The sequence below is a fragment of the Sinosporangium siamense genome, assembly GCF_016863435.1.
Classification (GTDB): domain Bacteria; phylum Actinomycetota; class Actinomycetes; order Streptosporangiales; family Streptosporangiaceae; genus Sinosporangium; species Sinosporangium siamense.
In genome coordinates this window covers 212,943-235,896 of record NZ_BOOW01000030.1, presented here as the reverse complement: position 1 = coordinate 235,896, position 22,954 = coordinate 212,943, and the positions used below count along the sequence as shown (strand labels likewise).

Genomic DNA, 22,954 nt, shown 5'->3' with positions numbered 1-22,954 from the left:
ACGAGGGGTCGCAACCGGTAGCCAGCGCGGTATCTCGTGACGTCCTTGAAGGTCCTCATCCATCCCTACGAGGGGTCGCAACCTGACATAGCGCCTCACGCACCAGCTCAATCAGAACCGTCCTCATCCATCCCTACGAGGGGTCGCAACAACTACGTCGTTCCGACGGCGTGGCGCCTTTCCGGGTCCTCATCCATCCCTGCGAGGGGTCGCAACATAACGCGTGACATGGTGTACATGCCGATGATCACCACACTCATCCACCCCTACGAGGGGGCGCAACCCCGCCCCGGTGCTGTTGTCCTCCGAGAGCACGGAGCCCCTTATCCCCCTCCGAGGGACAAACCCAGCCCCCCATAGGCCTCACCTAGGCCACAAAACAACCCAACTCCACCCGCTCCCAGGAAGTTCACAGCGATCATTCACCTGACGGCGAGAGAATGGGTGAATGCTGGAGCACGTTGTCAACCACCTGGTCTGCCCCGTGTGCGGACAGGGGTTGACACTCGGAAGCGGAACGGTGACGTGTGGGAAGGGGCACGGCTTCGATGTGGCGCGTCAGGGATACGTCAGTCTGCTCACCGGATCACGCCCCCCAGGAACAGCGGACACGCCCCAAATGGTGGCGGCGCGTGATGAGTTCCTTGGAGCGGGCCACTTCACGCCTCTCGCCGAGACACTCGCCGAGGTGTCCGCCGGACTGGTGACGGAGAAGCCCGGCGTCGTGCTGGACGCGGGAGCCGGCACTGGCTACTACTTGGCCAAGGTGCTCGATTCCCTTCCGGGCGCGGTGGGCATCGCGATGGACGTCTCTAAGCATGCTGTGCGGCGGGCGGCGAGGGCCCATCCGCGCATAGGAGCATTTGTCGGTGATGTTTGGCGTCCCATCCCTGTGCGGGATTCGGCGGCGCATGTCCTGCTCAATGTGTTCGCACCGCGAAACGGCCGGGAGTTCGCACGTGTGCTTCATCCGAATGGTTCGCTGATCGTCGTGACTCCGACCTCACGGCACTTGGATCCGCTGGTCGGCCTGCTCGGGTTGTTGTCCGTGGATGAGGACAAGGAACGGCGGGTCGAGGAGAGTCTCGGCTCCGCTTTCGAGGAATCGGACAGGCAAGTTGTCGAATTCGACCTGTCCCTCTCGCCCGAGGCCGTCGCGGCCGTGGTTTCGATGGGGCCGAGCGCGTGGCACACGGATGCGGAGGTTCTCCGTACAAAGACGAAGAACTTCGCGAATCCTCTCCGGGTAGCAGCGTCGTTCCGCATGTCTATCTTCCAGAAACCCTCTCGATCAAGGACGTTACCTTGACCTTTCAGTGGGATTGGTGTTACCGATGGGGTATTTAGCCCGGAATTACCACACATTCCCTAAGCATTTGCTGTCCGGAGGCGACATACTGGACGGCGACCCGCCGGATCGCGTGGTGGGGGTCGTGGGCCGTGGCCCCTGGGTGAGCACAAGATTCGATGTGAGGGCCCACAAGGAGGGGACGCGCTATATGAAGGCGGAGGAACGCTGGCAGGCCAGGTTCCGGGCGCCGCGGATGACGCTGCCCACGTGGGCACGGCAGGCTCCGAGCCGTTCAATGTATCGAAGCAACACCTCCGGCGCATGGGAGATCTACGCCTGGGATCGGGCGACGGGAGGCATCCGGCAGGTAACCAAGCGCAGCCGGGGCACCGCCCACGGGCTGATCGACCCGACGGGCAAGTGGATCTGGTGGTTCGCCGACGAGGACGGCGACGAGCACGGTGTGTGGATGCGCCAGCGATACGGCGGAGGCCCCGACGAGCCGGTCGCCCCGGACCTGGCCCCCGGCCACCCGGCGGGCATCGCCCTGTCGGCCTCGGGCACCGCCGCCGTGGGCATCGCGCGGGTGGGCAGTTTCCAGATCTACCTCGTGCGGCCGGGCGAACCCAGCCAACTCATCTACGAGCACGCCGAAGCGGCAGCCGTCGCCGACATGTCGCTCGACGGGTCTCTTATCGCGATCTCCCACAGTGAGAACGGCGACGCCCGCCACCCCGCCCTCCGCGTCATCCGCCCAAACGGCAGCGTCGTGGGCGAACTCCACGACGGCGAGGGCAAAGGTGTGATCGGCCTGCGTTTCGCCCCGATCGAGGGCGACCGGCGCATGCTCGCGCTCCACGAGCGCAGGGGCAGGCGCGAGCCGCTCGTCTGGGACCCTGTCAGCGGCGAACAGCGCGAGATCTGGCTGCGCGACGTCGGCGAGCTCACCGCGGACTGGTACGACGACGGACGCGCCGTCCTCATCGTGCGGCACAACCGGGGCCGCACCACGCTCCAGCGCTACGACCTCGGCGGCGGTGTGCTCACCTCGATAGAGACCCCGCAGGGCGTGATCGAGAACGCGGCGCCCAGGCCCGACGGGGCGGTGGAGTTCGCGTGGTCGAGCGCCGCGCACCCGCCGGTGATGAAGTCCAGCAACGGTTTCCTCGTGCTCAACGTCGCCGGTCCCACCTCGCCGCCGTCGGTCCCAGTGGAGGATCTCGACGTCGAGGGGCCCGCCGGGCGGGTGCACGCCTTGATCTCCCGGCCGGAGGTCGGGGCCGCGCCGTACCCCGCGGTCTTCCTGCTGCACGGCGGTCCGCACGCGCACGACGCCGACGCGTTCAACCCCGAGGTCGCCGCCTGGGTCGAGTGTGGGTTCGCGGTGATCAGGGTGAACTACCGGGGTTCGACGGGATATGGCGTGGCCTGGCGTGACGCGCTGCAGGGTGAGCTCGGGCACATCGAGCTGGCCGACGTCAGCGCGGTGCGGGAGGCGGTCGTCAGCCGCGGGCTGGTCGATCCCGAACGGCTGGTGCTGGCGGGGGCGGCCTGGGGCGGCTATCTGACCCTGCTCGGCCTCGGCACCCAGCCGAAGGCGTGGGCCGCGGGCATCGCGGCGGTGCCGATCGCCGACCATCGGGCGACATATGAAGAGGAGACGGAGAACTCCCGGGCCTATCACCGTGCCCTTTTCGGCGGCCCGCCGGACGAGTTACCGGAGCTCTACGCGCATTGTTCGCCGTCGGCCTACGTCGGCCAGGTCGAGGCGCCGGTGCTCATTCTGGCCGGTGAGAACGATCCACTATGTCCGATCCGCCAGATCGACGACTACGTCGCCGGCCTGGCGGACCTCGGCCATCCGCATGAGGTCTACCGCTATGACGCGGGCCACGGCACGCTGGTCATGGCCGAGCGCATCGCGCAGATGTCGGTGCAGCTGGACTTCGTCAGACGGCACCTCGGCCTCGACACCCCCTGATCTTCCCCGTTCGTCTATCGCGCGCGCAGCACGAGGATCGCGAGATCGTCCGCGCTGGGCTCGGGTGCGAACTCCTGTACGGCACGGCGCACACGCTCGGCGACCGCCTGAGCGGACAGGCCCTTGCATTCGGCGAGCAGCGCGGCCAGGCCGCCGTCGTCGTCGAGGAGCCGTCCGCCGCTCCTGCGCTCGGTCACCCCGTCGGTCACCGCCAGCAGCAGGTCGCCGGCGTCGAGCCGGATGACGTCGGCCTCGAAGGAGACCTCGTCGAACACCCCGAGCAGCGACTGCGGGGTGGTCACCGCCTCGACCCGGCCGTCGCGGCGCAGGCAGAGCGCGTCGGGGTGCCCGGCCGACACGAGCTTGACGTCGAGCCCGCCGGACGCGGGGCTGATCTCCCCGTGGAGGAGGGTCAGGAACCTGGCCCGCTCGCCCTCCTCCATGATCGCCTGGTTGAGGCGGCCGAGGACCGCGGCCACGCCGTACCCCTCGCGGGCGAGCAGCCGCAGCGTGTGGCGGGCCAGGCCGGTCACGGCGGCGGCCTCGGGGCCGGTGCCGCAGACGTCGCCGATGGCGAAGCGCCATGATTCTCCGGCGGCGGAGAAGAGGTCGTAGAAGTCCCCTCCGACCTCGTTCGTCTCACCGGCCGGCTCGTAGACCACGCCGTAGTCCAGCAGCGGCACATCGGGATCGGCGGGCGGAAGGAGACTGCGTTGCAGGGCCCGGTTCGCCGCCGCCTGCTGGTAGTAGAGGCGGGCGTTGTCCATGGCGAAGGCGGCCCGGCGGCCGATGTCCTGGGCGAAGTGCACGACGTCGTCGGGGAAACGATCGGCGTGGCCCAGGCACATCAGGCCGAGCGTCCGGCCACGTGCCACCAGGGGCACCATGAGCACCTGGGTGTCGCCGATCTGGGCGAAGGCCGGCACCTGCTCGGCTCTTGAGGGGATCGTGAACCCCTGCAACTGCTCTCGCAGGTCGTCGATCATGCCTTCGTCGGTGTGCCATAGGTAGGCGGGGCGGGAGTAACCGTCGCCGCCGCCGTTCACCGTATAGACGGCGCACCACGTCGACAGGCGCGGCACGACGATCTGGGCGATGATCGCGGGCACCATGTCCGGGTCGAGCGTGCCCGCCAGCAGGTCGCTCGCGTCGGCCAGGAAACCCAGCCAGAGCGGCTCACGGGAGCTCGCCTGCGTCCATTCGGCGGCGACACGGCCCGCCGTGTGGGGGAGCGCCAGTGTGGCCCACTGCACACGCGTCTGGTGGGAGAAGGTCATCCCCCACTCCTCGACGGGGACCGGTGGTTCCTCGCCCAGCTTGGCCTCGGTGGAGCCCTTTTGCCGTAGTTCAACTCGTACGGCATCGCCGTAATGGCCCCAAACGATCTCGAAGGGGGAATGGCAAGCGCCGGATGCGAGTAGTCTGACCAGGGAGTCTGCGTCGGCCTGCACCGCCGCACCGGTGGCCCACGCGGTCATGACCTCGTGGGTGAAACGTTGAGCGGCCGACACCGCGGCCTCGCCGGGGGCAAACGTGGCCGCCAATACGGCACGGCTAGGAGCTGTCACCGTTCCCTGACTATCACACTTACTGCTGACATGGGGTAAACCGGAGTACGGGCCGTCGCGGTGCCCCTCGTGACAAACTTGCAGGACCCCCGAGCGGTCGCAGGGGGCGGAGGAGGTGCCATGACCACGGCTGAGAGCCCGTCGCCCGCTCAGGAGAGGACTTATACCGAGTCCGAGCTTCGCCCGATTCTTGAGACGCTTATCACATGGCGCGACGGGGACTTCCGGCGCCGCGTGCCGCACGCGCCTTCGGGGACCCTCAGCGAGATCCGCATCCTCATGAACGAGGTCGCGGACCGGCGTGAGCACCAGGCCAGCGAGCTGCTGCGGGTGCGCAGGGAGATCGTCCGGGAGGGCCGCTTCAGCGAGCGGCTCACCCGCGGCCCCGGCATCGGCGGGTGGGCCGAGAGCGTGGACACGGTCAACTCCTTGATCGACGCGCTCACCAACCCCCTCAGCGGCGCCGCCGACGTGATAGACGCGGTGGCCAAGGGCGACCTCTCCCAGCGCATCGATCTCCATAGATCGGCCAGAGGAGAGGTACGCAGGCTCGGGCGGGCCATCAACGGCATGGTCGACCAGCTCGCCCTCTTCACCAGTGAGGTGACCAGGGTCGCCCGCGAGGCGGGCACGGAGGGGCGGCTCGGTGGGCGGGCCAACGTGCGCGGCATGTCGGGAAGCTGGCGAGACCTCACCGAGGCCGTCAACACCATGTCGAGCCGGGTCTCGGCCCAGGTGCGCGACATCGCGGTCGTCACGACCGCGGTCGCCCGGGGCGATCTGAGCCGCAAGGTGACGGTCGACGCCGTGGGCGAGATGTTCGAGTTGAAGAACACCGTCAACACGATGGTCGACCAGCTCTCGGCGTTCGCCGAGGAGGTCACCCGTGTGGCGCGTGAGGTGGGCACCGAGGGGCAGCTCGGCGGCCAGGCGCAGGTGCGCGGGGTGTCGGGCGTGTGGAAGGACCTCACCGACAACGTCAACTTCATGGCGGGCAACCTGACCACTCAGGTGCGCGCCATCGCCACCGTGGCGACCGCCGTCGCGCAGGGCGACCTGTCGAAGAAGATCACCGCCGATGCCCAGGGGGAGATCTACCAGCTCAAGGACACCTTGAACACCATGGTGGACCAGCTGTCGCTGTTCGCCGACGAGGTGACCCGTGTGGCCCGTGAGGTCGGCACCGAGGGGCAGCTCGGCGGCCAGGCCCGCGTCCGGGGTGTGTCCGGTGTGTGGAAGGACCTCACCGACAACGTCAACTTCATGGCGAACAACCTCACCTATCAGGTGCGTAACATCGCCGAGGTCACGACCGCGGTCGCCAACGGCGACCTGACCCGCAAGATCGACGTTGACGCGCAGGGCGAGATCCTGGCGCTCAAGACCACCATCAACACGATGGTGGACCAGTTGTCCTCCTTCGCCTCCGAGGTGAGCCGTGTGGCCCGCGAGGTCGGCACCGAGGGCGAGCTCGGCGGTCAGGCGCAGGTGCGCGGTGTGTCGGGTGTGTGGAAGGACCTCACCGACAACGTCAACTTCATGGCCGGCAACCTGACCACTCAGGTGCGGCAGATCGCCGCGGTCTCCACCGCCGTGGCCCAGGGCAACCTCTCCAAGAAGATCACCGCGGACGCCCAGGGCGAGGTGCTCCAGCTCAAGGACACCTTGAACACCATGGTGGACCAGCTGTCGCTGTTCGCCGACGAGGTGACCCGCGTGGCCCGCGAGGTCGGCACCGAGGGCCAGCTCGGCGGCCAGGCCCGCGTGCGCGGTGTGTCCGGTGTGTGGAAGGACCTCACCGACAACGTCAACTCGATGGCGAACAACCTCACCTATCAGGTGCGAAACATCGCCGAGGTCACGACCGCCGTGGCCAACGGCGACCTCACCCGCAAGATCGACGTGAACGCCCAGGGCGAGATCCTGGCGCTCAAGACCACCATCAACACGATGGTCGACCAGCTCTCCTCCTTCGCCTCCGAGGTCACCCGCGTCGCCCGAGAGGTCGGCTCGGAGGGCCGCCTCGGCGCCCAGGCTCGCGTCGAAGGCGTCGAGGGCACGTGGAAGCGCCTCACCGAGAGCGTCAACGAGCTCGCCGGCAACCTCACCACTCAGGTGCGCGCCATCGCCGAGGTCACCAGCGCCGTCGCCCGGGGCGACCTCACCAGATCGATCACCGTCGACGCTCCCGGCGAGATCAACGTGCTTAAGGACAACATCAACACGATGGTGTCCAATCTCCGCAACACCACGAAGGCCAACCAGGAGCAGGACTGGCTCAAGTCCAACCTGGCGCGGATCTCCCGCCTCATGCAGGGCCACCGCGACCTCATCGCCGTCGCCAGGCTGATCATGAGCGAGCTGACCCCGCTCGTCTCGGCGAGCTACGGCGCCTTCTACAGCGTCGACCCCGGGGGCGAGCACGATCTGATCCTGATCGCGGGCTACGGCGCCCCCGTGGGGCGCAGCCCCCGGCCGCGTTTCGCCCAGGGGGAGGGCGTCGTCGGCCAGGCCGCGCTCGACGGCAAGTCGATCACGCTGGACGACGTGCCCTCGGCGTACCTCAGCATCGAATCGGGACTGACCAGCTCGATCCCCGCGCAGGTCGTCGTGGTGCCGGTGCTCTTCGAGAACCAGGTGCTCGGTGTGCTCGAACTCGCCACTCTCGGCGGTTTCGGACCAGTGCACATGGACCTGCTCACCCAGCTCGTCGACGCCATCGGCGTCACGATGAACACCATCATCACCAACTCGCGCACCGAGGACCTCCTCGACGAGTCCCAGCGGCTCGCGATCGAGCTTCAGGAGCGCTCGGACGAGCTTCAGCGTCAGCAGGAGGAGCTCCGGCGCTCCAACGCCGAACTCGAGGAGAAAGCGGCCCTGCTCGCCAAGCAGAACCGCGCCATCGAAATACAGAACTTCCAGATCGAGCAGGCCCGGCGCACCCTGGAGGAGCGGGCCGAGCAGCTCGCGGTGTCCTCGCGCTACAAGTCGGAGTTCCTCGCCAACATGTCGCACGAGCTGCGCACGCCGCTCAACAGCCTGCTCGTGCTGGCGAAACTCCTCACCGAGAACGCCGAAGGCAACCTGACCCCGCAGCAGGTCGAGTTCGCCCGCACCATCCACGGCGCCGGCTCGGCGCTGCTGCAGTTGATCAACGACATTCTCGACCTGTCCAAGGTCGAGGCCGGGCGCATGGACATCCACCCGCAGCAGCTGTCGTTGCCGAAACTCATGGACTATGTCGAGGCGACCTTCTCGCCGCTCGCACAGGACAAGGGACTCACCTTCGACGTGCAGGTCGACAGCGGGGTGCCGAGAGAGCTCCGCACCGACGAGCAACGGCTCCAGCAGGTGCTGCGCAATCTGCTGTCCAACGCCGTGAAGTTCACCCCCAAGGGCAGCGTGCGGCTCCGCGTCAGCCCCGCCTCGCCCGACGTCGACTACGACGACGAGACGCTGCGCGGCGCCCGCGGCATGCTGGCGTTCGAGATCATCGACACCGGCATAGGCATCGCGCCCGACAAGCTCGAGGTCATCTTCGAGGCGTTCCGCCAGGCCGACGGCACCACCAGCCGGAAATACGGCGGGACCGGCCTTGGCCTGTCGATCTGCCGCGAGATCACCCGCCTGCTCGGCGGTGAGATCCACGTGGACAGCGACCCGGGCAACGGCAGCACCTTCACCCTCTACATGCCGTCGTCCTACACCGGGCCGCTGGCCTCCCGCGACGGCGGCGCCTCCTCGCGCCAGCGCACACCGCTGCAGATCGAGCCGAGCGCCGAGCCGGGCGAGACGCACATGCCCGAGCTGCCGATGCCGCACGACCCGGTGCCGGACTTCACCACAGAGGACGACCTCACCGCCTGGCAGGGCGACGACCCGCTCACCGGGGCGAAGATCCTCATCGTGGACGACGACATCCGCAACGTCTTCGCGCTCACCAGCGTGCTCGAACGCCATGGTTCCACCGTGGTCTACGCCGAGAACGGCCGCGAGGGCATCGAGCAGCTCGAACGCAACGAAGACGTGGCGCTCGTGCTCATGGACATCATGATGCCCGAGATGGACGGCTGGGCCACCACCTCCGCCATTCGCCGCATGCCGCAGTTCGCGGCGTTGCCGATCATCGCCCTCACCGCCAAGGTCATGCGCGGCGACCGGGAAAAGAGCATCGCCTCGGGTGCCTCGGACTATGTTCCGAAGCCGGTCGACGTCGATAAACTCATCGCTCGGCTCCGCGGCTGGCTCAGCCGAGGCCGCTCCGCCGGGGCTTTCGAGCAGCACGTGCCCGAGGGAAACGGTGTCGCGGCTGCGGAGCAGGATGAGGCAAGATCCTTCAACGGGCGGGCCGCACAGGGTGGTTCGCAAGGAGCGTCGGCTGTGTCAGACTCACCGGACCCATCGGCTGACAGGCTGGGAGGACCGTGACCGATGCCAGACCGCACCCGGGTATTGCTGGTCGACGATAGAGAAGAGAACCTGATCGCTCTTGAGGCGATTCTCAGCTCTCTCGACGTCGTTCCCATGCGTGCCCGATCAGGGGAGGAAGCCCTCAAGGCTCTGCTCAGCACGGAATTCGCGCTGATCCTCCTCGATGTTCGCATGCCTGGGATGGATGGCTTTGAAACAGCCGCCCATATCAAGCGGCGCGAGCGCACTCGGAATATTCCGATTATCTTTCTGACCGTTGTCGACAGCGCCCCCGACTACGCTTTCCGGGGATATGCCGCAGGTGCCGTCGACTATCTCACCAAACCGTTCGACCCTTGGGTGCTGCGGGCCAAGGTCTCCGTTTTCGTCGAGCTTCACAACATGAACCGGCGACTCGCGGAACAGGCGGCTCTGCTCCGCGAGCAGCTCGCCGCCGAACTCCCCGACCAGTCGGGCGAGCGCCCCGCCGCCCTGCTGCCCGAGCTCTCACGGCGGCTCACCGCCGTGGAAACAGAGCTGGGCCGCCTGCACGACCTCGCACGCAACGGCTCCACCCCCGGCCTCGCGGGCCCACTCGCCGACCTCACCGACCGCATCGCCCACCTCCGGGCGGCCCTAGACGCCCTGGGTTGACCCCCGCAGTCCAGGCCGTACGGCGCAAGCCGTACGGCCAGGGGAGGCCAGTCCGTTTTGCGCGGTAGACACTCCGGGTTCCGTCGTTGCGATTTTCGCAACACGAATCTAGGATTGAGGCATGGCCGGGGAGACAACGCTTCAACGTATGCGGCAACTGATCGCGGAGAGCGGTCTCACGCAAGGTGAGTTCGCCGTCAAGGCGGGCTTGGACCCCTCGAAGATGTCCAAATCGCTGAGCGGGGTTCGGCGATTCACCTCCTTGGATCTGGCGCGGATCGCCGATCTGGGGAGAGTCACGGTGGACTGGCTGCTTGGTGCGGATCCCGTTGTCTCGTCCATGGCGGCGCGTGTCTCAACCCGGTCCTCAGCCGCAGACAGTGCCGTAGAGGAAGCGGAGCGCCTCGCTCAGATACGCGCTGATCTGGGATTCCTCGGTTATCAGCAGGAAGTGGCTACGTTAACCCTGCCCTCCAAAGCCAAACGGGCAGTCGACCAGGGGCATGAATTGGCCCGCAATGCATTGGATCATGCCCGTGTTCGTGAGATGTTGCCTTGGCGGCATCGTGATCTCGCCTCGCTGGCGGAGGATGTGTTCGGCGTTGACGTGCGGATCGTCCGCTTGCCCGACGGCTTCGACGGCCTGGCTTATGTCGACCACCAGACGAGTTTGATGGTCGTCGGCACATCCGAAGTGCCGGCTCGTCAGCGTTTCACCGTCGCTCATGAACTCGGGCACCTTCTCGCTCGTGACGATCAAGGTCTGCGTGTGGACGCCGATCTCAATGACGCGACGCACAAGCAGCATCCCTCGGAGATACGGGCCAACGCCTTCGCTGCGGAGTTCCTCCTGCCACAAGACATCCTCCGACAGGAGATTTCGATGGGCGATCAGACGCTTGCCTCGCTGGCCGGGATGGCTTGCAGATGGTGGGTGTCGCCGAGCACGCTGGCGTGGCGCTTGCTCAATCTGGGGTTGATAGACCGGAGGCTCTGCGACTCGTTGAGGCGGCTTAACGCTGCCCAGGCGGCCCAGCGTGCAGATTCCGCACACCTTCTTGGCGAGTGGATCGCCGCCGCGTCACGCCCACGCATGCCGGTCCCGCTACTTCGAGCGGCCTTTCAGGCGTATGCCGATGGAAAGACGACGCTGCGTCCTTACGCAAACCTCATCGGGGTCGATACCGACACTTTGCGCCTGGCTATTGACGTGAGCGGAGAGGAATCTCCCCTCTCGCCATGAGCTGGCATTGGTTTCCGGACAATACGGTTCTGTGTAACTTCGCCACTGTGTCGCGTCTCCCGTTGCTTGAGCAGGTGCTCCGTGGACGCGGGCGCTGGGTGGAGGCGATAGCTCTGGAGGCGGAAAAGTCGTCTCGTTACTTGCCGCAGTTGACCACCCTTGCGCAGGCGGGGTGGCTCGGGGATCCGATCGAAATCGATGATCCCGATGAGATCGATCGCGTCGAGCGCATTCGCCGTGCTGTATTCGGTGGACTCCGGGAAGAGCCGCTGAAGCATCTCGGTGAGGCGCAGACCTGTCATGTGATCTTGACCTGGGAGGAGTTCAAGGGGTCGTATTGGATCAGTGATGACCGTGATGCACTGGAGTATGCCCGCGCCCAGGGGGTTCCGACTCGCGACACGGCAGATCTCATTTCAGAGGCCGTGATGGAAGGGTGTTGTACCCGTGAAGAGGGGTTTCAGTTGCTGCTCCGGATGAGGGAGGCGAATAGACATGTGCGTTTGCCCGGCCACCCTTGCCAGCTCTGAGATCCTCGAGATGTCTGGCCTTTAGACCATGACAGAGGGCAGCGCTCAACCTTCTGAGTGGCCCAGGCGGCGCCCGAGCCGGACGGCAAGATAGACGAGGCTGTCCTGGCCGCCGGGACAGGAAGCACCACCGTTCGCCGCTACACGGTGAAGGTGGTCGACGGGCAGTTCAACCTTCGCTTCACCCCGCGGGTGGGGGCAGTGCTCATTGACACCATTCGCGTCACCGAGCGGCCTGACGTCCCCACTCCTTAGCCCGGTGGCCCCCGGTCCCGCTATTTGGGCCCGGGGGCTGTCTCCGGGGGCTACGGCAGTTCGGCGAGAAGTTCGAGGAGCTGAGGGGACGCCCCGGCCTCCACGTAAAGGTTCTCCACGCCGCATCGACCACTCCAGAGCAGAGCCTCGGCCGGCGGCCCGATCGGATAGTGAAAGATCATCCGGATCTCGGGGCCGCCGGTTGGACCGTCGCACTGGAAGTCGTTGGGGCGTGTGGGGAGTGCACTGGCGGCGGCCGCCAGCTGCTTCGCCGTCGCGCGGTCCAGGTGCTTGATGAGTTCGCCGTCGTGGAAGCGGCAGAGGGTCAATCCGTCGGCTCCCGGGGGGACTATGACCTTCTCCTGGCCGCGGTGCCCGGGGGCCGAGGCGCATGACGTCGGCGAGGAGAATCCGCCCCACCTGCCGGTCTCATAGGCGTGTTTGATCTCTTCGCCGAAGTAGGCCGCGCTGCGGTGCCGCCCGTTGGTGGTCACAACGCATTCGTTCACCTCGAATGCCGTGCTCACCCAGCCGACCTTGTTGTCGCTGTATCTCAGCCGGATCAGATAATTGACGATGACCGAGAACACGGCGGGGCACGGTCTCGGTAGTATCTCCCCCAGTGGAAGATAGTTCAGATCCTCGACTAACTTCGCCGGGCTGCCGCTAAGCTTGGTGGGTTTCCCGATTTTTTCGCCGTTCACGGTGTATGCACAGATTTCCGCTTCGACAGGTGAGCCGGGCACCAAGGTGGACGAGTCCTGAGCGGGAGGATGGGGCACCCAGTCGCCGGGCTGGCGCCCGGCCCACTTTTCTGGACATTGCTCAGCCGCCGACGGTGGCGCCGGAGCCGAACTATCCGTCGAGGCTGTGACCAACGCCAAAGTGGTGGCCAGAGCGAGACTAATGGTCCGCATTTCTATTAGACGGAGCCCGCGTTGATTTGGTTTCTGCGTGATTCCACGCCGAATCTCCTACGGGCATATGCGGACTGGGGTGGTCCTCGTCACCTGTTTCGACGCCCCATTGGAAGACGACGACCAGCACACCGTAGGCCGCGGCCACCGACAGCAGGTTCAGCACGATCGCCTTCAACGCCACGACGAGCGACCGGAAGGACGCCAGGAGCAGTACGAAGGCCATGACGACGACGAAGCCGAAGACGAGCGGGATCATACGGCCGAGCTGATTGTTGTTTGGACTAGTGCGCGCTCATGGTGCTTTCCTAATAAATTCTTATGCTGTCCCGGAAATGCGAACGGAAATACCCACACGATCCCTTGACGGTCTGAAGCACTCCAGCGCCGTCCGGCCACCCCACCAACGGCAGACCGGCGGCCGGCGGTTGCAGCGGGCCGGCTCGGGCTTGGTCGCGAACGCGTTACCGGCCGGGACTCCGGCCGCAGCGCGGCGGCCGGATTCGGCCGGCACCCGGGCGCCGGTCGGCTCTCCAAGAGCGGGAAGCTGAGGATGATCTGCGCGTCCGGACCAACGGGTGTACGGCTAGCGCGTGTTTCGCACGTGCCGGCGGGGCCGGTGTCTCCGGCCGAACGTGAAGTCCGATAGTCGCCAGCATTGGCGACTTCAGCCGCGCAGCCTGGGTACGTGACGACAGTGACCTATCAGCCGGCCGCCATCCCTCCCCAGGTTCTCGAGGAGCTCCATAAACGCGACGATGCCGGCGCGGTTCCCCGGCCCCGGGTGCACGACGAGGACGGCGCGCCATTGCGCTGCTGTTTGCGCCGTAGCCGTGCCGGCGAGCGGATCTCGCTGGTGTCGTACGCTCCGCTGCGCCGGTGGGCGGCCGAGGTGGGGGCGGACCCGGGGGCCTACGACGAGGTGGGCCCGGTCTTCATCCACGCCGGTCAGTGCGAGGGCCCGGATTCGGAGTCGGGCCATCCGTTCACCGAGACCGGGGCAATGCGTGTCGTCCGCCGCTACAGCGGCGGAGGCCAGATCACAGGCGGCACCCTCGTACGGTTGCCGCAAGATCCCGGGCAGGCTCAGGTTGCCGTGGACCAGGCGCTGCACGCGGCCTTCGCCGACCCCGAAGTCGCGCTCGTGCACATACGGGCGGTGGAGTACGGCTGCTTCCAATACGAGGTGCGCAGGCCCTGACCACAGGACCAGAGACTCGGCGTGCACGGCGTGTGGCGGCTACAGCCGCTACGAGGACAGCCGCGCTTCGCCCCTCTAAGGGGTGATGAGGAGGATGCGGTGCCCGCGCGCGGGCCCTGAAGGGATGTCGCGTTGCAACCCCTCGAAGGGGTGTGGTGCCCGGCGGCGGGCCGAGAAGGGACGTGGCGTTGCAACCCCTCGGAGGGGTGATGAGGATGTGGTGCCCGGCGGCGGGCCTGAAGGGATGTCGCGTTGCAACCCCTCGAAGGGGCGACGAGGACCCGGCCATTTCCTGGGCCGGCTCGCCGACAGCGCGTTCCGATCCCTCTGTGAGGGATCGGGACCACGGTTGAGTCTACCTTGGAGGCTCGCTGCACTCCAGGTCCCAGCGTGCCATCCCCGGCCCCCCAGGCCGCATCACGCCTGAGGGGCTTTCTCCGCCGAGGGAAGGGCCGGGACCACCGTTGGGGGGAACACGATGAGGTCCTCCGGAATGTGGACCACCGCGTTGATCCCCCCGAACGGGGACGTGTGCAGCGCGACCTTGATGCCGTGGCGGGCGGCCAGGCGGCCGACCACGAAGAGGCCGAGTTTGTCGCTTTCGGCCAGGTTGAACTCGGGGACCTCCGTCAGGCGGCTGTTGATCTCGTAGAGTTCCGCCGGGCCGACGCCGCGGCCGCGGTCCTCGATCTCGATGGTGAGGCCCGTCTCGTCCGCGAAGCTTCGCAGGTCCACCTTGGTCTGGTCGGGTGAGAACAGGGTGGCGTTCTCCGCGAGCTCGGCGACCATGTGGATGACGTCCGCGACCGCGGCTCCGGTGAGAGAGACCTTGGGGGTGTGCATGACCTGCACCCGGGCGTAGTCCTCGATTTCCGCCAGGGCCGCACGGATGACGTCGACGACGGGGATGGGGTTGCGCCAGCCGCGGCCGGGGGAGGCGCCGGACAGGATGATGAGGCTTTCCGCGTGGCGGCGCATGCGGGTCGTGAGGTGGTCGATGGCGAAGAGGTCGCGCAGGGTCTCCTGGTCGTGGGCCGCCCGCTCCATGGTGTCGAGCTGGGAGAGCTGCCGGTGGAGGAGCGACTGGTTGCGCCGGGCGAGGTTGACGAAGACTTGGCTGACGCCGGTGCGCAGGCGGGCCTGGTCGACGGCGGCCTCGACGGCGGTCTTCTGCACCGAGTCGAAGGCGTGGACGATGCCGCGGATCTCCAGGGTCTCGGCGTCGACGTCGAGGGGCGCGGAGTCCTCGGTGGCGGCGCGGGGGTTCTTGGCGTGGCGGAGTCGCTCGACGAGGGCTTTGAGGCGCACGTCGGCGAGGTCGCGGGCGGCGTCGCGCAGGCCGGCGAGTTCGCTGACGAGGCGCCGGCGGAAGCGCAGGGAGACGACGATGGAGGCGACGACGGCGATGAGGCCGATTCCGCCGGCGATGGCGATCTGGACGAGGATGTTGACCGCGGCGGGGGTGACGCGGACGATGACCTGCTGCACGGCTTCGGCCTGGTTGCGTTCGACGGCGGTCCAGAAGCCGGTGACCTCGGCGGGCCACGACATCGATTCGACGGGGAGTTTGGCGGTCCTCCCGTGGCCGCCGCTGTGCGAGTCCTTGTGGGCGATCTCGCGCAGGGTTTCCTCGATGGTGGTGAAGCGGTTGTAGAGCTGGGAGGAGTAGAGCTTCTCGTAGGGGCCGCGGATATCCTCGTCGAGCTGGCCGAGGGCCTGGCTGTAGAGGAAGTGGCGCGTGGCCGCCATGCGGGTGAAGGCGTCGCGTTCGGCCTGGGTGACGCGGCCGAGGGCGACGGTGCCGGCGATGAGGGAGCGTTCGCGGCTGAGGATCTCCTTGGCCTCGCCGAGCATGGTGACCGCCTTGGCCTGGCGGTAGAGCGAGATGTCGGGGACCAGGATCATCCTGTCGTACAACCGGAAGCTGCTGTCGATGATCTCGCTGAAGAAGTCGATGACCTCAAGGGTGGTGGCGCTGCGGTCGTCGACCTGACCGCGGATCTCGGGGAGCCGTTCGAGCTCGCGGATGACCGTGTGGAGCAGGGTGCGGGTCTCGGGATTGAGGTTGTCCAGCGTGTCCTCGGAGGTGGCGAGCTTGATGAAGTTCGCCACGGCGGCGTCGGTTTTGACGCGCTGGGCGTGCAGTTCGCCGGGATCCTGGCCGGGGCGCAGATAGCGCACGGAGGCCAGGCGCTCGTGCTGGATCTGGATGCTGGCCTGCTCCGAGGGGAGCGAGACCGTGTTGGAGACGGCGTTGATCTCCAGGAGGCGTAGCCCGTCACTTCCGGTCAGGCCCGCCGCGAAGATCCACAGTGCGATGAGCGAGGAGATCGGCACTGCGAGCAGCAGAATGATCTTGACGTGAATCGGTCGGCTGCCAGTGAGCATGTCTTATCCGAGGGGGCGAGGCGGGGTCACGAAGCCGGAACCGTCCGAGCCTTCCACAAGCGTGGGTGTCGCGTGGCGGAAGGCGGGGAAATTGCCAGGGAGGATTCGAGCCCCGAGGCGTCGCGGCTGGGGAAGGAAGTTCATTGACCACCCTCTCTGGCCGGTGGATGTTCCGGTGGATTCGTGATGAAATGCGCGATCAGAGATCGCTGAGAGGTTACACCCTGAAGCGCTCTGCCCTAACTGCATGTACGGAGGAAAGTCGTGAGCTTACCGCGATCTCTGGCCGGATGGACTATCGCGATCTTCGGTTTCCTGGCGTTTGCCCTGGGTGTGGTGGGGCTCGTCTCACCGGACTCACTCCTTGCCATGTTGGGCTTCGAAACGACTCCCGCGGATCAGCGCGCACCCGGTGACTACACCGTGACCTACATGGCGGCCTCCTCCATGGCCGCGGTCAACATGGGCGTCTACTACATGCTGGCCTCCGCCGTGGACTTCCGGCCGTTCTTCCTCTGGACCGTGCCATTCCGCCTCGTCACCTTCGTTGTCTTCAGCACGCTGGTGCTGACCGGCGTCGCCCCGGACCGCTTCTTCGGCGTCGCAGCCTGGGAGGGCGCCGGAGCGCTCATCACGGGCGCGGCGCTCTGGTGGGAGGCGCGTAACAAGAAGACCGCCATCGCCGAGGCCTGATCACGCTGCCTAACCACGCCTGGGGACTTCTGTGCCCCAGGCACAGGGTTTCCACCTACTTCCTGTGGCAAGTTCGCAAACATGCTCAGATGGCTCACCGCAGGCGAATCTCACGGCTCGACTCTCACCGCCGTCCTCGAAGGACTGCCCGCCGGTGTCCGCGTCTCCTCCAAGGAGATAGGTGACGCGCTGGCCCGCAGAAGACTCGGCTACGGGCGCGGCGCCCGCATGAAGTTCGAGCGCGACGTGGTGCGTTTCACCGGCGGTGTACGGCACGGCACGACACTTGGCGGCCCGATCGCCGTCGAGATCGCTAACACCGAGTGGCCGAAATGGCGCGAGGTGATGGACCCCGACCCGGCCGACGCCGACGGCAGGCGTTACGACGAGGCGGGCCGGTTCGGGAACCGGGGCCGGGCGGCGGCGCTGACCCGGCCGCGCCCCGGGCACGCCGACCTGGCCGGCATGCAGAAGTACGGGTTCGACGACTGCCGCCCGGTGCTGGAGCGGGCGAGCGCGCGGGAGACCGCGGCCCGGGTGGCGATCGGCGAGGTGGCGCGGGCGTTCCTGGCGCAGGCGCTCGACGTCGAACTCGTCAGCCACGTGGTGGGCCTCGGCCCGGTCGCCCTGCCGGACGGCGTGGTGCCGGACCGGGGCGGCACGCAGGCGGTGGACGCCGACCCGGTGCGCTGCGTGCATCCCGCGACGAGCGAGCTGATGGCGGCCGAGATCGAGAAGGCGCTGAAGGAGGGCGACACGCTCGGCGGTGTGGTGGAGGTCGTGGTGTACGGCTTGCCGCCGGGGCTGGGCAGTTATGTGCATTGGGACCGGCGCCTCGACGCGCGGCTGGCCGCCGCGTTGATGGGCATTCAGGCCATCAAGGGAGTCGGTGTCGGCGACGGTTTCGTGACGGCGACCCGCCGCGGGTCGGCCGCGCACGACGAGATCGTGGGTGACCTCGACGGTGTGCGCCGGGTGACGAACCGGGCGGGCGGCATCGAAGGCGGCATGACCACCGGCGAGCTGCTCCGGGTGCGAGCGGCGATGAAGCCGATTTCCACCGTCCCGCGTGCCCTGTCCACGATTGACGTGGCGACGGGCGAGCCGGCCAAGGCCATCAATCAGCGCAGCGACGTGTGCTCCGTCCCGGCCACGGGGGTCGTGGCCGAGGCGATGGTGTCGCTTGTGCTGGCTGATGCCGTACTCGAGAAGTTTGGCGGGGATTCCCTGGCGGAGACGGCGCGGAACGCCGCGGCCTATCTGGCCGCGCTGCCGGTGCCGATCCTTCCCGTCAACGCGTGAGAAGCCGCTCACGCGCGGCCGGGTCGAGGGCGGCGTCGACGACGGTCCACGCCATCGCCGCGCCTCCCGCGAGGACGGCGCGGTCGCCCTCGGGGCCCACGGCATAAGCCGCGAACTCCGCCTGATGCTGGCCGACCGTCCCGGAGCCGATGGAGATGAGCGGCTGGATGGAGGGTACGGCGAGCGACACGTTGGCCATGTCCGTGGAGGCCGCCATGCGGTTGTCCGCGGGGGTCACCTCGGGGAAGGTCCGGCCGAGCGCCTCGGCGTTGCGGCGGTAGAGCTCCAGCAGGGGTGTGTCGTGACGGAACTCCGAGTAGGCGGGCGACTCCGAGCCGACGGTCAGGGTGGCCCCGGTGCCGACCGCGCCCGCCTCGAAGCAGGCGCGCACCCGGCCGGTCAGTTCGGTCAGCTCGGCCAGGGTTTCGGCTCGTACGTAATAGTCCGCCGCCGTGTGCTCGGGGACGATGTTGGGCGCCTGCCCGCCCTGGGTGACGATGCCGTGGATGCGCTGGTGCCCGGGCACGTGCTGGCGGAGCAGTCCGATCGCCACCTGCGCGATGGTGAGGGCGTCGGCCGCGTTGATCCCGTCCTCGGGGCAGGAGGAGGCGTGCGCGGGCCGTCCTCGGTATTCGATGTGCATCTGCTGCCGGGCCAGCACGGGCGGGTCGAGACGTTCGTTCGGCGCGGGATGCACCATCATGGCGGCGTGCACGCCGGCGAACGCGCCGCGCTCAAGCATCAGCACCTTGCCGCCGCCGTTCTCCTCGGCGGGAGTGCCGAAGACTTTGACGGTGATGCCCAGCTCGTCGGCCACGCAGGCGAGGGCCGCCCCGGCGGCGATCGCGGCCGAGGCGATGACGTTGTGCCCGCAGGCATGGCCGATGCCGGGCAGGGCATCGTATTCTGCGCAGATCCCGATCACCAGTGGTCCCGTGCCCGCCTCGGCCACAAAGGCCGTGGGCAGATCGCACACGCCCGTTTCCACCGTGAAGCCATACGCGGTCAGGTCCTCGGCGAGCCACGCGCACGCCCGCTCCTCCTCGAACCCCACCTCGGGGTGCGCGTGCAGGCGGTGGCTCAGCGCGAGGAACCTGTCCGCGTCTCCGTTGATCAACCCGAGGGTGGCGGCCTTCGCCTGGTCATGCATAGCTGTGCATCCTCACACGCAAATAAGGCTGTCCTAAAAGGCATTTATTGATGTGAAATATCACCAGACTTTGTGAGGTGGGGCTAAGAGCCATGGAGGTTACATGGACCGTCTGAGCACCCACAACGAGGGACTCGGCGATCTCGACAGCACGGCCGGCAGACCAGGACGCACCCGGCGGGCAAACCCCGCCGGCAGCGTCGAGGAGTTCGCGGCGGCACTCAACGACCTCGCCCTCGGCGGCGACGGATGGCGGGCCATCCTCGGCCGGCTCGCCGAGGAGACCGGACGCGCCGCCCGCTTGGTGGGCGTCCACGGCGCCGTCTTCCACGCCACCGACGGCGGCGACGTCACCATGAGCCCCGCCGAGGTCGCCCGCATCTTCGCCGAGGACGACCCCGCCGAGATCACCGTCGACGGCACCTTCCACGCCACCGCCCTGGCCGTCTGGGCCGGGCAGCGCCGCGTCGGCCTGCTGCTCGTCGAGCGGCCCGTGGACGAGCGTGTGCTCGCCTACCTGAAGGCCGCGACGACCGCCGTCGCCATCGAGGCCGTACGCCGCGACGCCGCGGCCACCGCCAAGTCCGAGACCGAGAGCAGGCTCATCGACGAACTGCGCTACGGCGCGCTGCGCGGCACCGACGAACTCACCAGGACCGCCGCCCGTTTCGGCCTCCATCTGGACCGGCCGCACGCGGCAGCCGTCTTCTCCTACGACGGCCCGAACCGCCGCACCTGGTCCACCGCCTTGTCGTGGCTGGAGATGCCGGTACGGCAGGAGGCCGGTGAGGGCTGGACCGTACTCTCAGGCGACATCCCCCGTGAGGTGAAGCGCATCCGGGTGCGCCTGGCCGGCATGGTCGGCGACGGCACCGTGCTCGCCGCGACGGGCCCCGTCGTCTCCTCGCCGAAGGAGACCGCGCGGTCGTTCCGCGACGCCGAGACCGTTCTCGGCCTGCTCAGGCGCAGGGCGGGCGAAAACGAGCTGCTCTACTCCGAGCTCGGGCTCGCCCAGCTGCTGCTCGCCGTACCCCCTGAGCGGCTGCACGCCTTCGTGGAGCAGCAGATCGGCTGCATCCTGGACAGACCGGAGCTCGTCCTCACCTTGGACGCCTGGCTCGCCACAAGGGGCAGCAGGGCCGCCGTGGCCGACTTGCTGCACCTGCACAGGAACTCGGTGGGCTATCGCGTGGGGCAGCTCAGGCAGCTGCTCGGAGTGGACCCGCTCGACCCCGAGGCCGCGCACCGGCTGCGCACCGCGCTCACCGCCCGCGAGCTGCTGCACGTCTTCGGCAGAAAGGACTCGTAGGGCTCGGCCTCCATGTGGGCTGCAGCTCCGACCTGCTGAGATTTCCTGAAAAAAGAGACACCGTCTGAAAAAGAACCTGAGAGACCCCTTGTGAGCCTGGCCTGTCGAACTTATGCTCCGATTGTCAGACCAACAGACCGGAGCTGGGGGCAGGCCAGATGGGTATTACCCGGATGAACCACGCGGTGCTCTACGTGCGGGACGCGCGCCGCACTGCGGACTTCTACCGGCGAGTGCTGGACTTCAAGGTCATCATCGAAGGCCCAGGCGGGCAATACATGTTCCTGCGCGCTCCCGACTCCGGCAACCACCACGACCTTGCGCTGTTCACCATCGGAGCCTCCGCCGGCGACAGCACCGCCGGGCGGCAGACGGTGGGGATGTACCACATCGCCTGGGAGGTGCCCACCCTTGAGGAACTGGCCGCCGTCCGCGACAAACTCACCGCCGAGGGAGCGCTCCACGGAGCCAGCGACCACGGCGCCAACAAGAGCCTTTACGCGAAAGACCCCGACGGACTCGAATTCGAGGTCATGTGGCTGGTCCCCGCCGAGCACTGGGGTGACGAAGAGCACGAGGCCATCATCAGGCCGCTCGACATCGCCGCAGAACAGCGCCGCTTCGCGGCACTAGGGCTTCGGTGACCCGGCCCCGCTTCGGCCCCGTGGCCCGTCGCATGGTCTCGGAGGAGATCCGCGACGCGCTGATGGCGAGCATCGAGAGCGGCGCCCTCGCACCCGGCGCCCAGCTCCCCTCGGAGCGGGCGTTGTGCGAGGAGTTCGGCGTCGCCCGCACCTCGGTGCGTGAGGCGGTGCAGAGCCTGCTGGCACTTGGCCGTATCCACAAGGTGGGCAACAGGTTCCACGTCGTGGAGCAGCTGCCCGAGGTCAGCTTCGACCCCCGCAAGAGCAGGGTGCGTGAGCTGTTCGAGTGCCGCCGGGTCATCGAGGTCTCGATCGCCCGCTTCGCCGCGGCGCGCGCCACCGGCGCCGAACGCGACGAACTCGTGCGGATCGCCGAGGGGTTCGCCCCGGAGATGCCGCTCGACGACTTCCGGGCCGCCGACCGGCAGTTCCACTCGGCGGTGGCGCGGGCCTGCGGCAACCCCACGCTGCAGGAGTTGTACGGCAAGGTCCTCGACGGGGTCTTCGCCTCCGACGAGTTCAGGACCCTCCTGGACGCGACGACCAACATCGACGCCGTCAGGGAAGTGATCTCCGAGGCGAGCTCCGCCCACCGGCGCATCGCCGAGGCGATCCAGGCGGGAGACGAGGACTGCGCGGCGCAGGCCGCCGAACTCCATCTCAGCCAGGTAGAGCACTCGATGATCTCCCGCATGGTCTAGCGGCGGTCCGCCGGATGTCCGCCGGCGGACGGTCCAGCACAGGGATGGAATGAGCATGACCGATCACATCTGGCGTTTCGACGACGCCGCCTTCAACGAGATCAAGCCGGGGTTCCGGCGCCGCATATACACCGGCGACGACCTGATGCTGTGCCTCTGGCGCATCCGCGAGGGTGCGGGGCCCACGCCGTACGACTGCCACCCCGACAACGAGCAGTTCGGCATCATCCTCAAGGGCGAACTCGACTTCAAACTGGGCTCCGGCCGGCGCCACCGCCTGAAGCAGGGCGACGTCTACTGGGCCCCGAAGAGCCATATGCACGGGGACAGCCAGTTCATCGGCGACCCCGAACACGGAGAGACCTGGATTCTCGACATCTTCACCCCGCCGCGCGAAGACTACAGGGAGAAATAGCACCATGAATCTCGGCAGCCTGCTCATCGGCTCGTCCAACGTCGAGGCCGGCAAGGCGTGGTACCGCAAGGACTGAGCCCTTTCCGGTAACGGGAGAAGGGATTTCGGCCCAGAAAAGCCCATCCTGCGGGCGGACGCGGGATGAGACCCCCCTAGCGTTGGCCGACCTCTTTGGTTAACGATCACTCAGGCGGAGAAACCTGGCGGGTGTTCTCCGCCCGTGCCCGGCCTGCCCGGTCCTTGGGTGGGTCTGGCAGATTTGAACCCCCGGCGCGCCCGATGAATCCTCTCACCGGAGA

The 22,954-nt window shown here is 67.5% G+C and carries 18 protein-coding genes and 1 CRISPR repeat array (1 of these 19 running past the window's edge); of the genes, 13 read left to right on the top strand and 5 right to left on the bottom strand.

Going from position 1 to position 22,954, the window contains the following annotated elements; genetic code table 11:
• Positions 1-283: a CRISPR direct-repeat array (repeat unit 31 nt; unit sequence GTCCTCATCCATCCCTACGAGGGGTCGCAAC); it reaches 149 nt to the left of the window's first position.
• 165 nt (positions 284-448) lie between these two features.
• Together Ssi02_RS23845 and Ssi02_RS23840 are read left to right on the top strand one after the other, a co-directional pair.
• Positions 449-1,309 (top strand): putative RNA methyltransferase, encoded by an 861-nt coding sequence (locus tag Ssi02_RS23845; RefSeq protein WP_204029331.1) that lies wholly within the window; start codon positions 449-451, stop codon positions 1,307-1,309.
• A gap of 160 nt (positions 1,310-1,469) precedes the next feature.
• Entirely contained in the window at positions 1,470-3,272 is a 1,803-nt protein-coding gene (locus Ssi02_RS23840; protein WP_445009409.1) for a S9 family peptidase, read from the top strand.
• A 14-nt stretch (positions 3,273-3,286) separates the two neighbouring features.
• Here Ssi02_RS23840 and Ssi02_RS23835 read toward each other — a convergent pair whose 3' ends face one another.
• Positions 3,287-4,840 (bottom strand): PP2C family protein-serine/threonine phosphatase, encoded by a 1,554-nt coding sequence (locus Ssi02_RS23835; protein WP_239129471.1) that lies wholly within the window; start codon positions 4,838-4,840, stop codon positions 3,287-3,289.
• A gap of 120 nt (positions 4,841-4,960) precedes the next feature.
• Here Ssi02_RS23835 and Ssi02_RS23830 point away from each other — a divergent pair, with 120 nt between their 5' ends.
• The 4 genes from Ssi02_RS23830 to Ssi02_RS23815 all read left to right on the top strand — a co-directional run bounded on the left by Ssi02_RS23830 (position 4,961) and on the right by Ssi02_RS23815 (position 11,680).
• Positions 4,961-9,271 (top strand): HAMP domain-containing protein, encoded by a 4,311-nt coding sequence (locus tag Ssi02_RS23830; RefSeq protein ID WP_204029330.1) that lies wholly within the window; start codon positions 4,961-4,963, stop codon positions 9,269-9,271.
• A gap of 3 nt (positions 9,272-9,274) precedes the next feature.
• On the top strand, positions 9,275-9,907 hold the full coding sequence (locus Ssi02_RS23825; RefSeq protein WP_204029329.1) for a response regulator: 633 nt from the start codon (positions 9,275-9,277) through the stop codon (positions 9,905-9,907).
• A 121-nt stretch (positions 9,908-10,028) separates the two neighbouring features.
• Positions 10,029-11,150, top strand: coding sequence for a helix-turn-helix domain-containing protein (locus Ssi02_RS38850; RefSeq protein WP_239129469.1), 1,122 nt, complete (start codon positions 10,029-10,031; stop codon positions 11,148-11,150).
• Positions 11,147-11,680 carry a hypothetical protein gene (locus Ssi02_RS23815; protein ID WP_204029328.1) on the top strand — a complete coding sequence of 178 codons (534 nt, stop codon included), beginning with the start codon at positions 11,147-11,149 and terminating at the stop codon, positions 11,678-11,680. The genes Ssi02_RS38850 and Ssi02_RS23815 overlap by 4 nt, the downstream gene beginning before the upstream one ends.
• Before the next feature lie 305 nt (positions 11,681-11,985).
• Here the strand turns inward: Ssi02_RS23815 and Ssi02_RS23810 are convergent, their stop codons facing one another.
• Positions 11,986-12,525, bottom strand: coding sequence for a hypothetical protein (locus Ssi02_RS23810; protein ID WP_204029327.1), 540 nt, complete (start codon positions 12,523-12,525; stop codon positions 11,986-11,988).
• 313 nt (positions 12,526-12,838) lie between these two features.
• Positions 12,839-13,111, bottom strand: a complete 273-nt coding sequence (locus Ssi02_RS23805; protein WP_204029326.1) for a hypothetical protein — start codon at positions 13,109-13,111, stop codon at positions 12,839-12,841.
• 438 nt (positions 13,112-13,549) lie between these two features.
• Here Ssi02_RS23805 and Ssi02_RS23800 point away from each other — a divergent pair, with 438 nt between their 5' ends.
• Entirely contained in the window at positions 13,550-14,053 is a 504-nt protein-coding gene (locus Ssi02_RS23800; protein ID WP_204029324.1) for a DUF1203 domain-containing protein, read from the top strand.
• A gap of 417 nt (positions 14,054-14,470) precedes the next feature.
• On the opposite strand, the gene Ssi02_RS23795 is transcribed toward Ssi02_RS23800, so the two are convergent.
• Positions 14,471-16,441, bottom strand: a complete 1,971-nt coding sequence (locus Ssi02_RS23795; protein WP_204029323.1) for a sensor histidine kinase — start codon at positions 16,439-16,441, stop codon at positions 14,471-14,473.
• A 264-nt stretch (positions 16,442-16,705) separates the two neighbouring features.
• Between Ssi02_RS23795 and Ssi02_RS23790 the strand changes: the two genes are divergently transcribed.
• Positions 16,706-17,134, top strand: coding sequence for a hypothetical protein (locus Ssi02_RS23790; RefSeq protein ID WP_239129467.1), 429 nt, complete (start codon positions 16,706-16,708; stop codon positions 17,132-17,134).
• 81 nt (positions 17,135-17,215) lie between these two features.
• The gene (gene aroC / locus Ssi02_RS23785) at positions 17,216-18,436 is read left to right on the top strand and encodes a chorismate synthase (RefSeq protein ID WP_204029321.1); all 1,221 of its coding nucleotides are present in this window, start codon (positions 17,216-17,218) and stop codon (positions 18,434-18,436) included.
• On the opposite strand, the gene Ssi02_RS23780 is transcribed toward aroC, so the two are convergent.
• The gene (locus Ssi02_RS23780) at positions 18,426-19,586 is read right to left on the bottom strand and encodes a M20 family metallopeptidase (protein WP_204029319.1); all 1,161 of its coding nucleotides are present in this window, start codon (positions 19,584-19,586) and stop codon (positions 18,426-18,428) included. The two genes, aroC and Ssi02_RS23780, sit on opposite strands and share 11 nt — an antisense overlap.
• A 103-nt stretch (positions 19,587-19,689) precedes the next feature.
• Between Ssi02_RS23780 and Ssi02_RS23775 the strand changes: the two genes are divergently transcribed.
• The 4 genes from Ssi02_RS23775 (at position 19,690) to Ssi02_RS23760 (ending at position 22,655) form a co-directional block, all read left to right on the top strand.
• Complete coding sequence (locus Ssi02_RS23775) at positions 19,690-20,895, top strand: PucR family transcriptional regulator (RefSeq protein ID WP_204029317.1); 1,206 nt, start codon at positions 19,690-19,692, stop codon at positions 20,893-20,895.
• A 158-nt stretch (positions 20,896-21,053) separates the two neighbouring features.
• Positions 21,054-21,539 carry a VOC family protein gene (locus Ssi02_RS23770; RefSeq protein WP_204029315.1) on the top strand — a complete coding sequence of 162 codons (486 nt, stop codon included), beginning with the start codon at positions 21,054-21,056 and terminating at the stop codon, positions 21,537-21,539.
• Positions 21,536-22,240 (top strand): FadR/GntR family transcriptional regulator, encoded by a 705-nt coding sequence (locus Ssi02_RS23765; RefSeq protein WP_204029313.1) that lies wholly within the window; start codon positions 21,536-21,538, stop codon positions 22,238-22,240. Before Ssi02_RS23770 ends, Ssi02_RS23765 begins: the two co-directional genes overlap by 4 nt.
• A 55-nt stretch (positions 22,241-22,295) precedes the next feature.
• Complete coding sequence (locus Ssi02_RS23760) at positions 22,296-22,655, top strand: cupin domain-containing protein (protein ID WP_204029311.1); 360 nt, start codon at positions 22,296-22,298, stop codon at positions 22,653-22,655.
• The last annotated feature ends 299 nt before the right edge of the window (positions 22,656-22,954 follow it).

Bases quoted from the DNA above. Each gene is read 5' to 3' on its own strand.
- Ssi02_RS23770 (WP_204029315.1), top strand. From the start codon at position 21,054: ATGGGTATTACCCGGATGAACCACGCGGTGCTCTACGTGCGGGACGCG.
- Ssi02_RS23760 (WP_204029311.1), top strand. From the start codon at position 22,296: ATGACCGATCACATCTGGCGTTTCGACGACGCCGCCTTCAACGAGATC.
- Ssi02_RS23815 (WP_204029328.1), top strand. From the start codon at position 11,147: ATGAGCTGGCATTGGTTTCCGGACAATACGGTTCTGTGTAACTTCGCC.
- aroC (WP_204029321.1), top strand. From the start codon at position 17,216: ATGCTCAGATGGCTCACCGCAGGCGAATCTCACGGCTCGACTCTCACC.
- Ssi02_RS23825 (WP_204029329.1), top strand. From the start codon at position 9,275: ATGCCAGACCGCACCCGGGTATTGCTGGTCGACGATAGAGAAGAGAAC.
- Ssi02_RS23830 (WP_204029330.1), top strand. From the start codon at position 4,961: ATGACCACGGCTGAGAGCCCGTCGCCCGCTCAGGAGAGGACTTATACC.
- Ssi02_RS23795 (WP_204029323.1), bottom strand. From the start codon at position 16,441: ATGCTCACTGGCAGCCGACCGATTCACGTCAAGATCATTCTGCTGCTC.
- Ssi02_RS23805 (WP_204029326.1), bottom strand. From the start codon at position 13,111: ATGATCCCGCTCGTCTTCGGCTTCGTCGTCGTCATGGCCTTCGTACTG.
- Ssi02_RS23845 (WP_204029331.1), top strand. From the start codon at position 449: ATGCTGGAGCACGTTGTCAACCACCTGGTCTGCCCCGTGTGCGGACAG.
- Ssi02_RS23775 (WP_204029317.1), top strand. From the start codon at position 19,690: ATGGACCGTCTGAGCACCCACAACGAGGGACTCGGCGATCTCGACAGC.
- Ssi02_RS38850 (WP_239129469.1), top strand. From the start codon at position 10,029: ATGGCCGGGGAGACAACGCTTCAACGTATGCGGCAACTGATCGCGGAG.
- Ssi02_RS23780 (WP_204029319.1), bottom strand. From the start codon at position 19,586: ATGCATGACCAGGCGAAGGCCGCCACCCTCGGGTTGATCAACGGAGAC.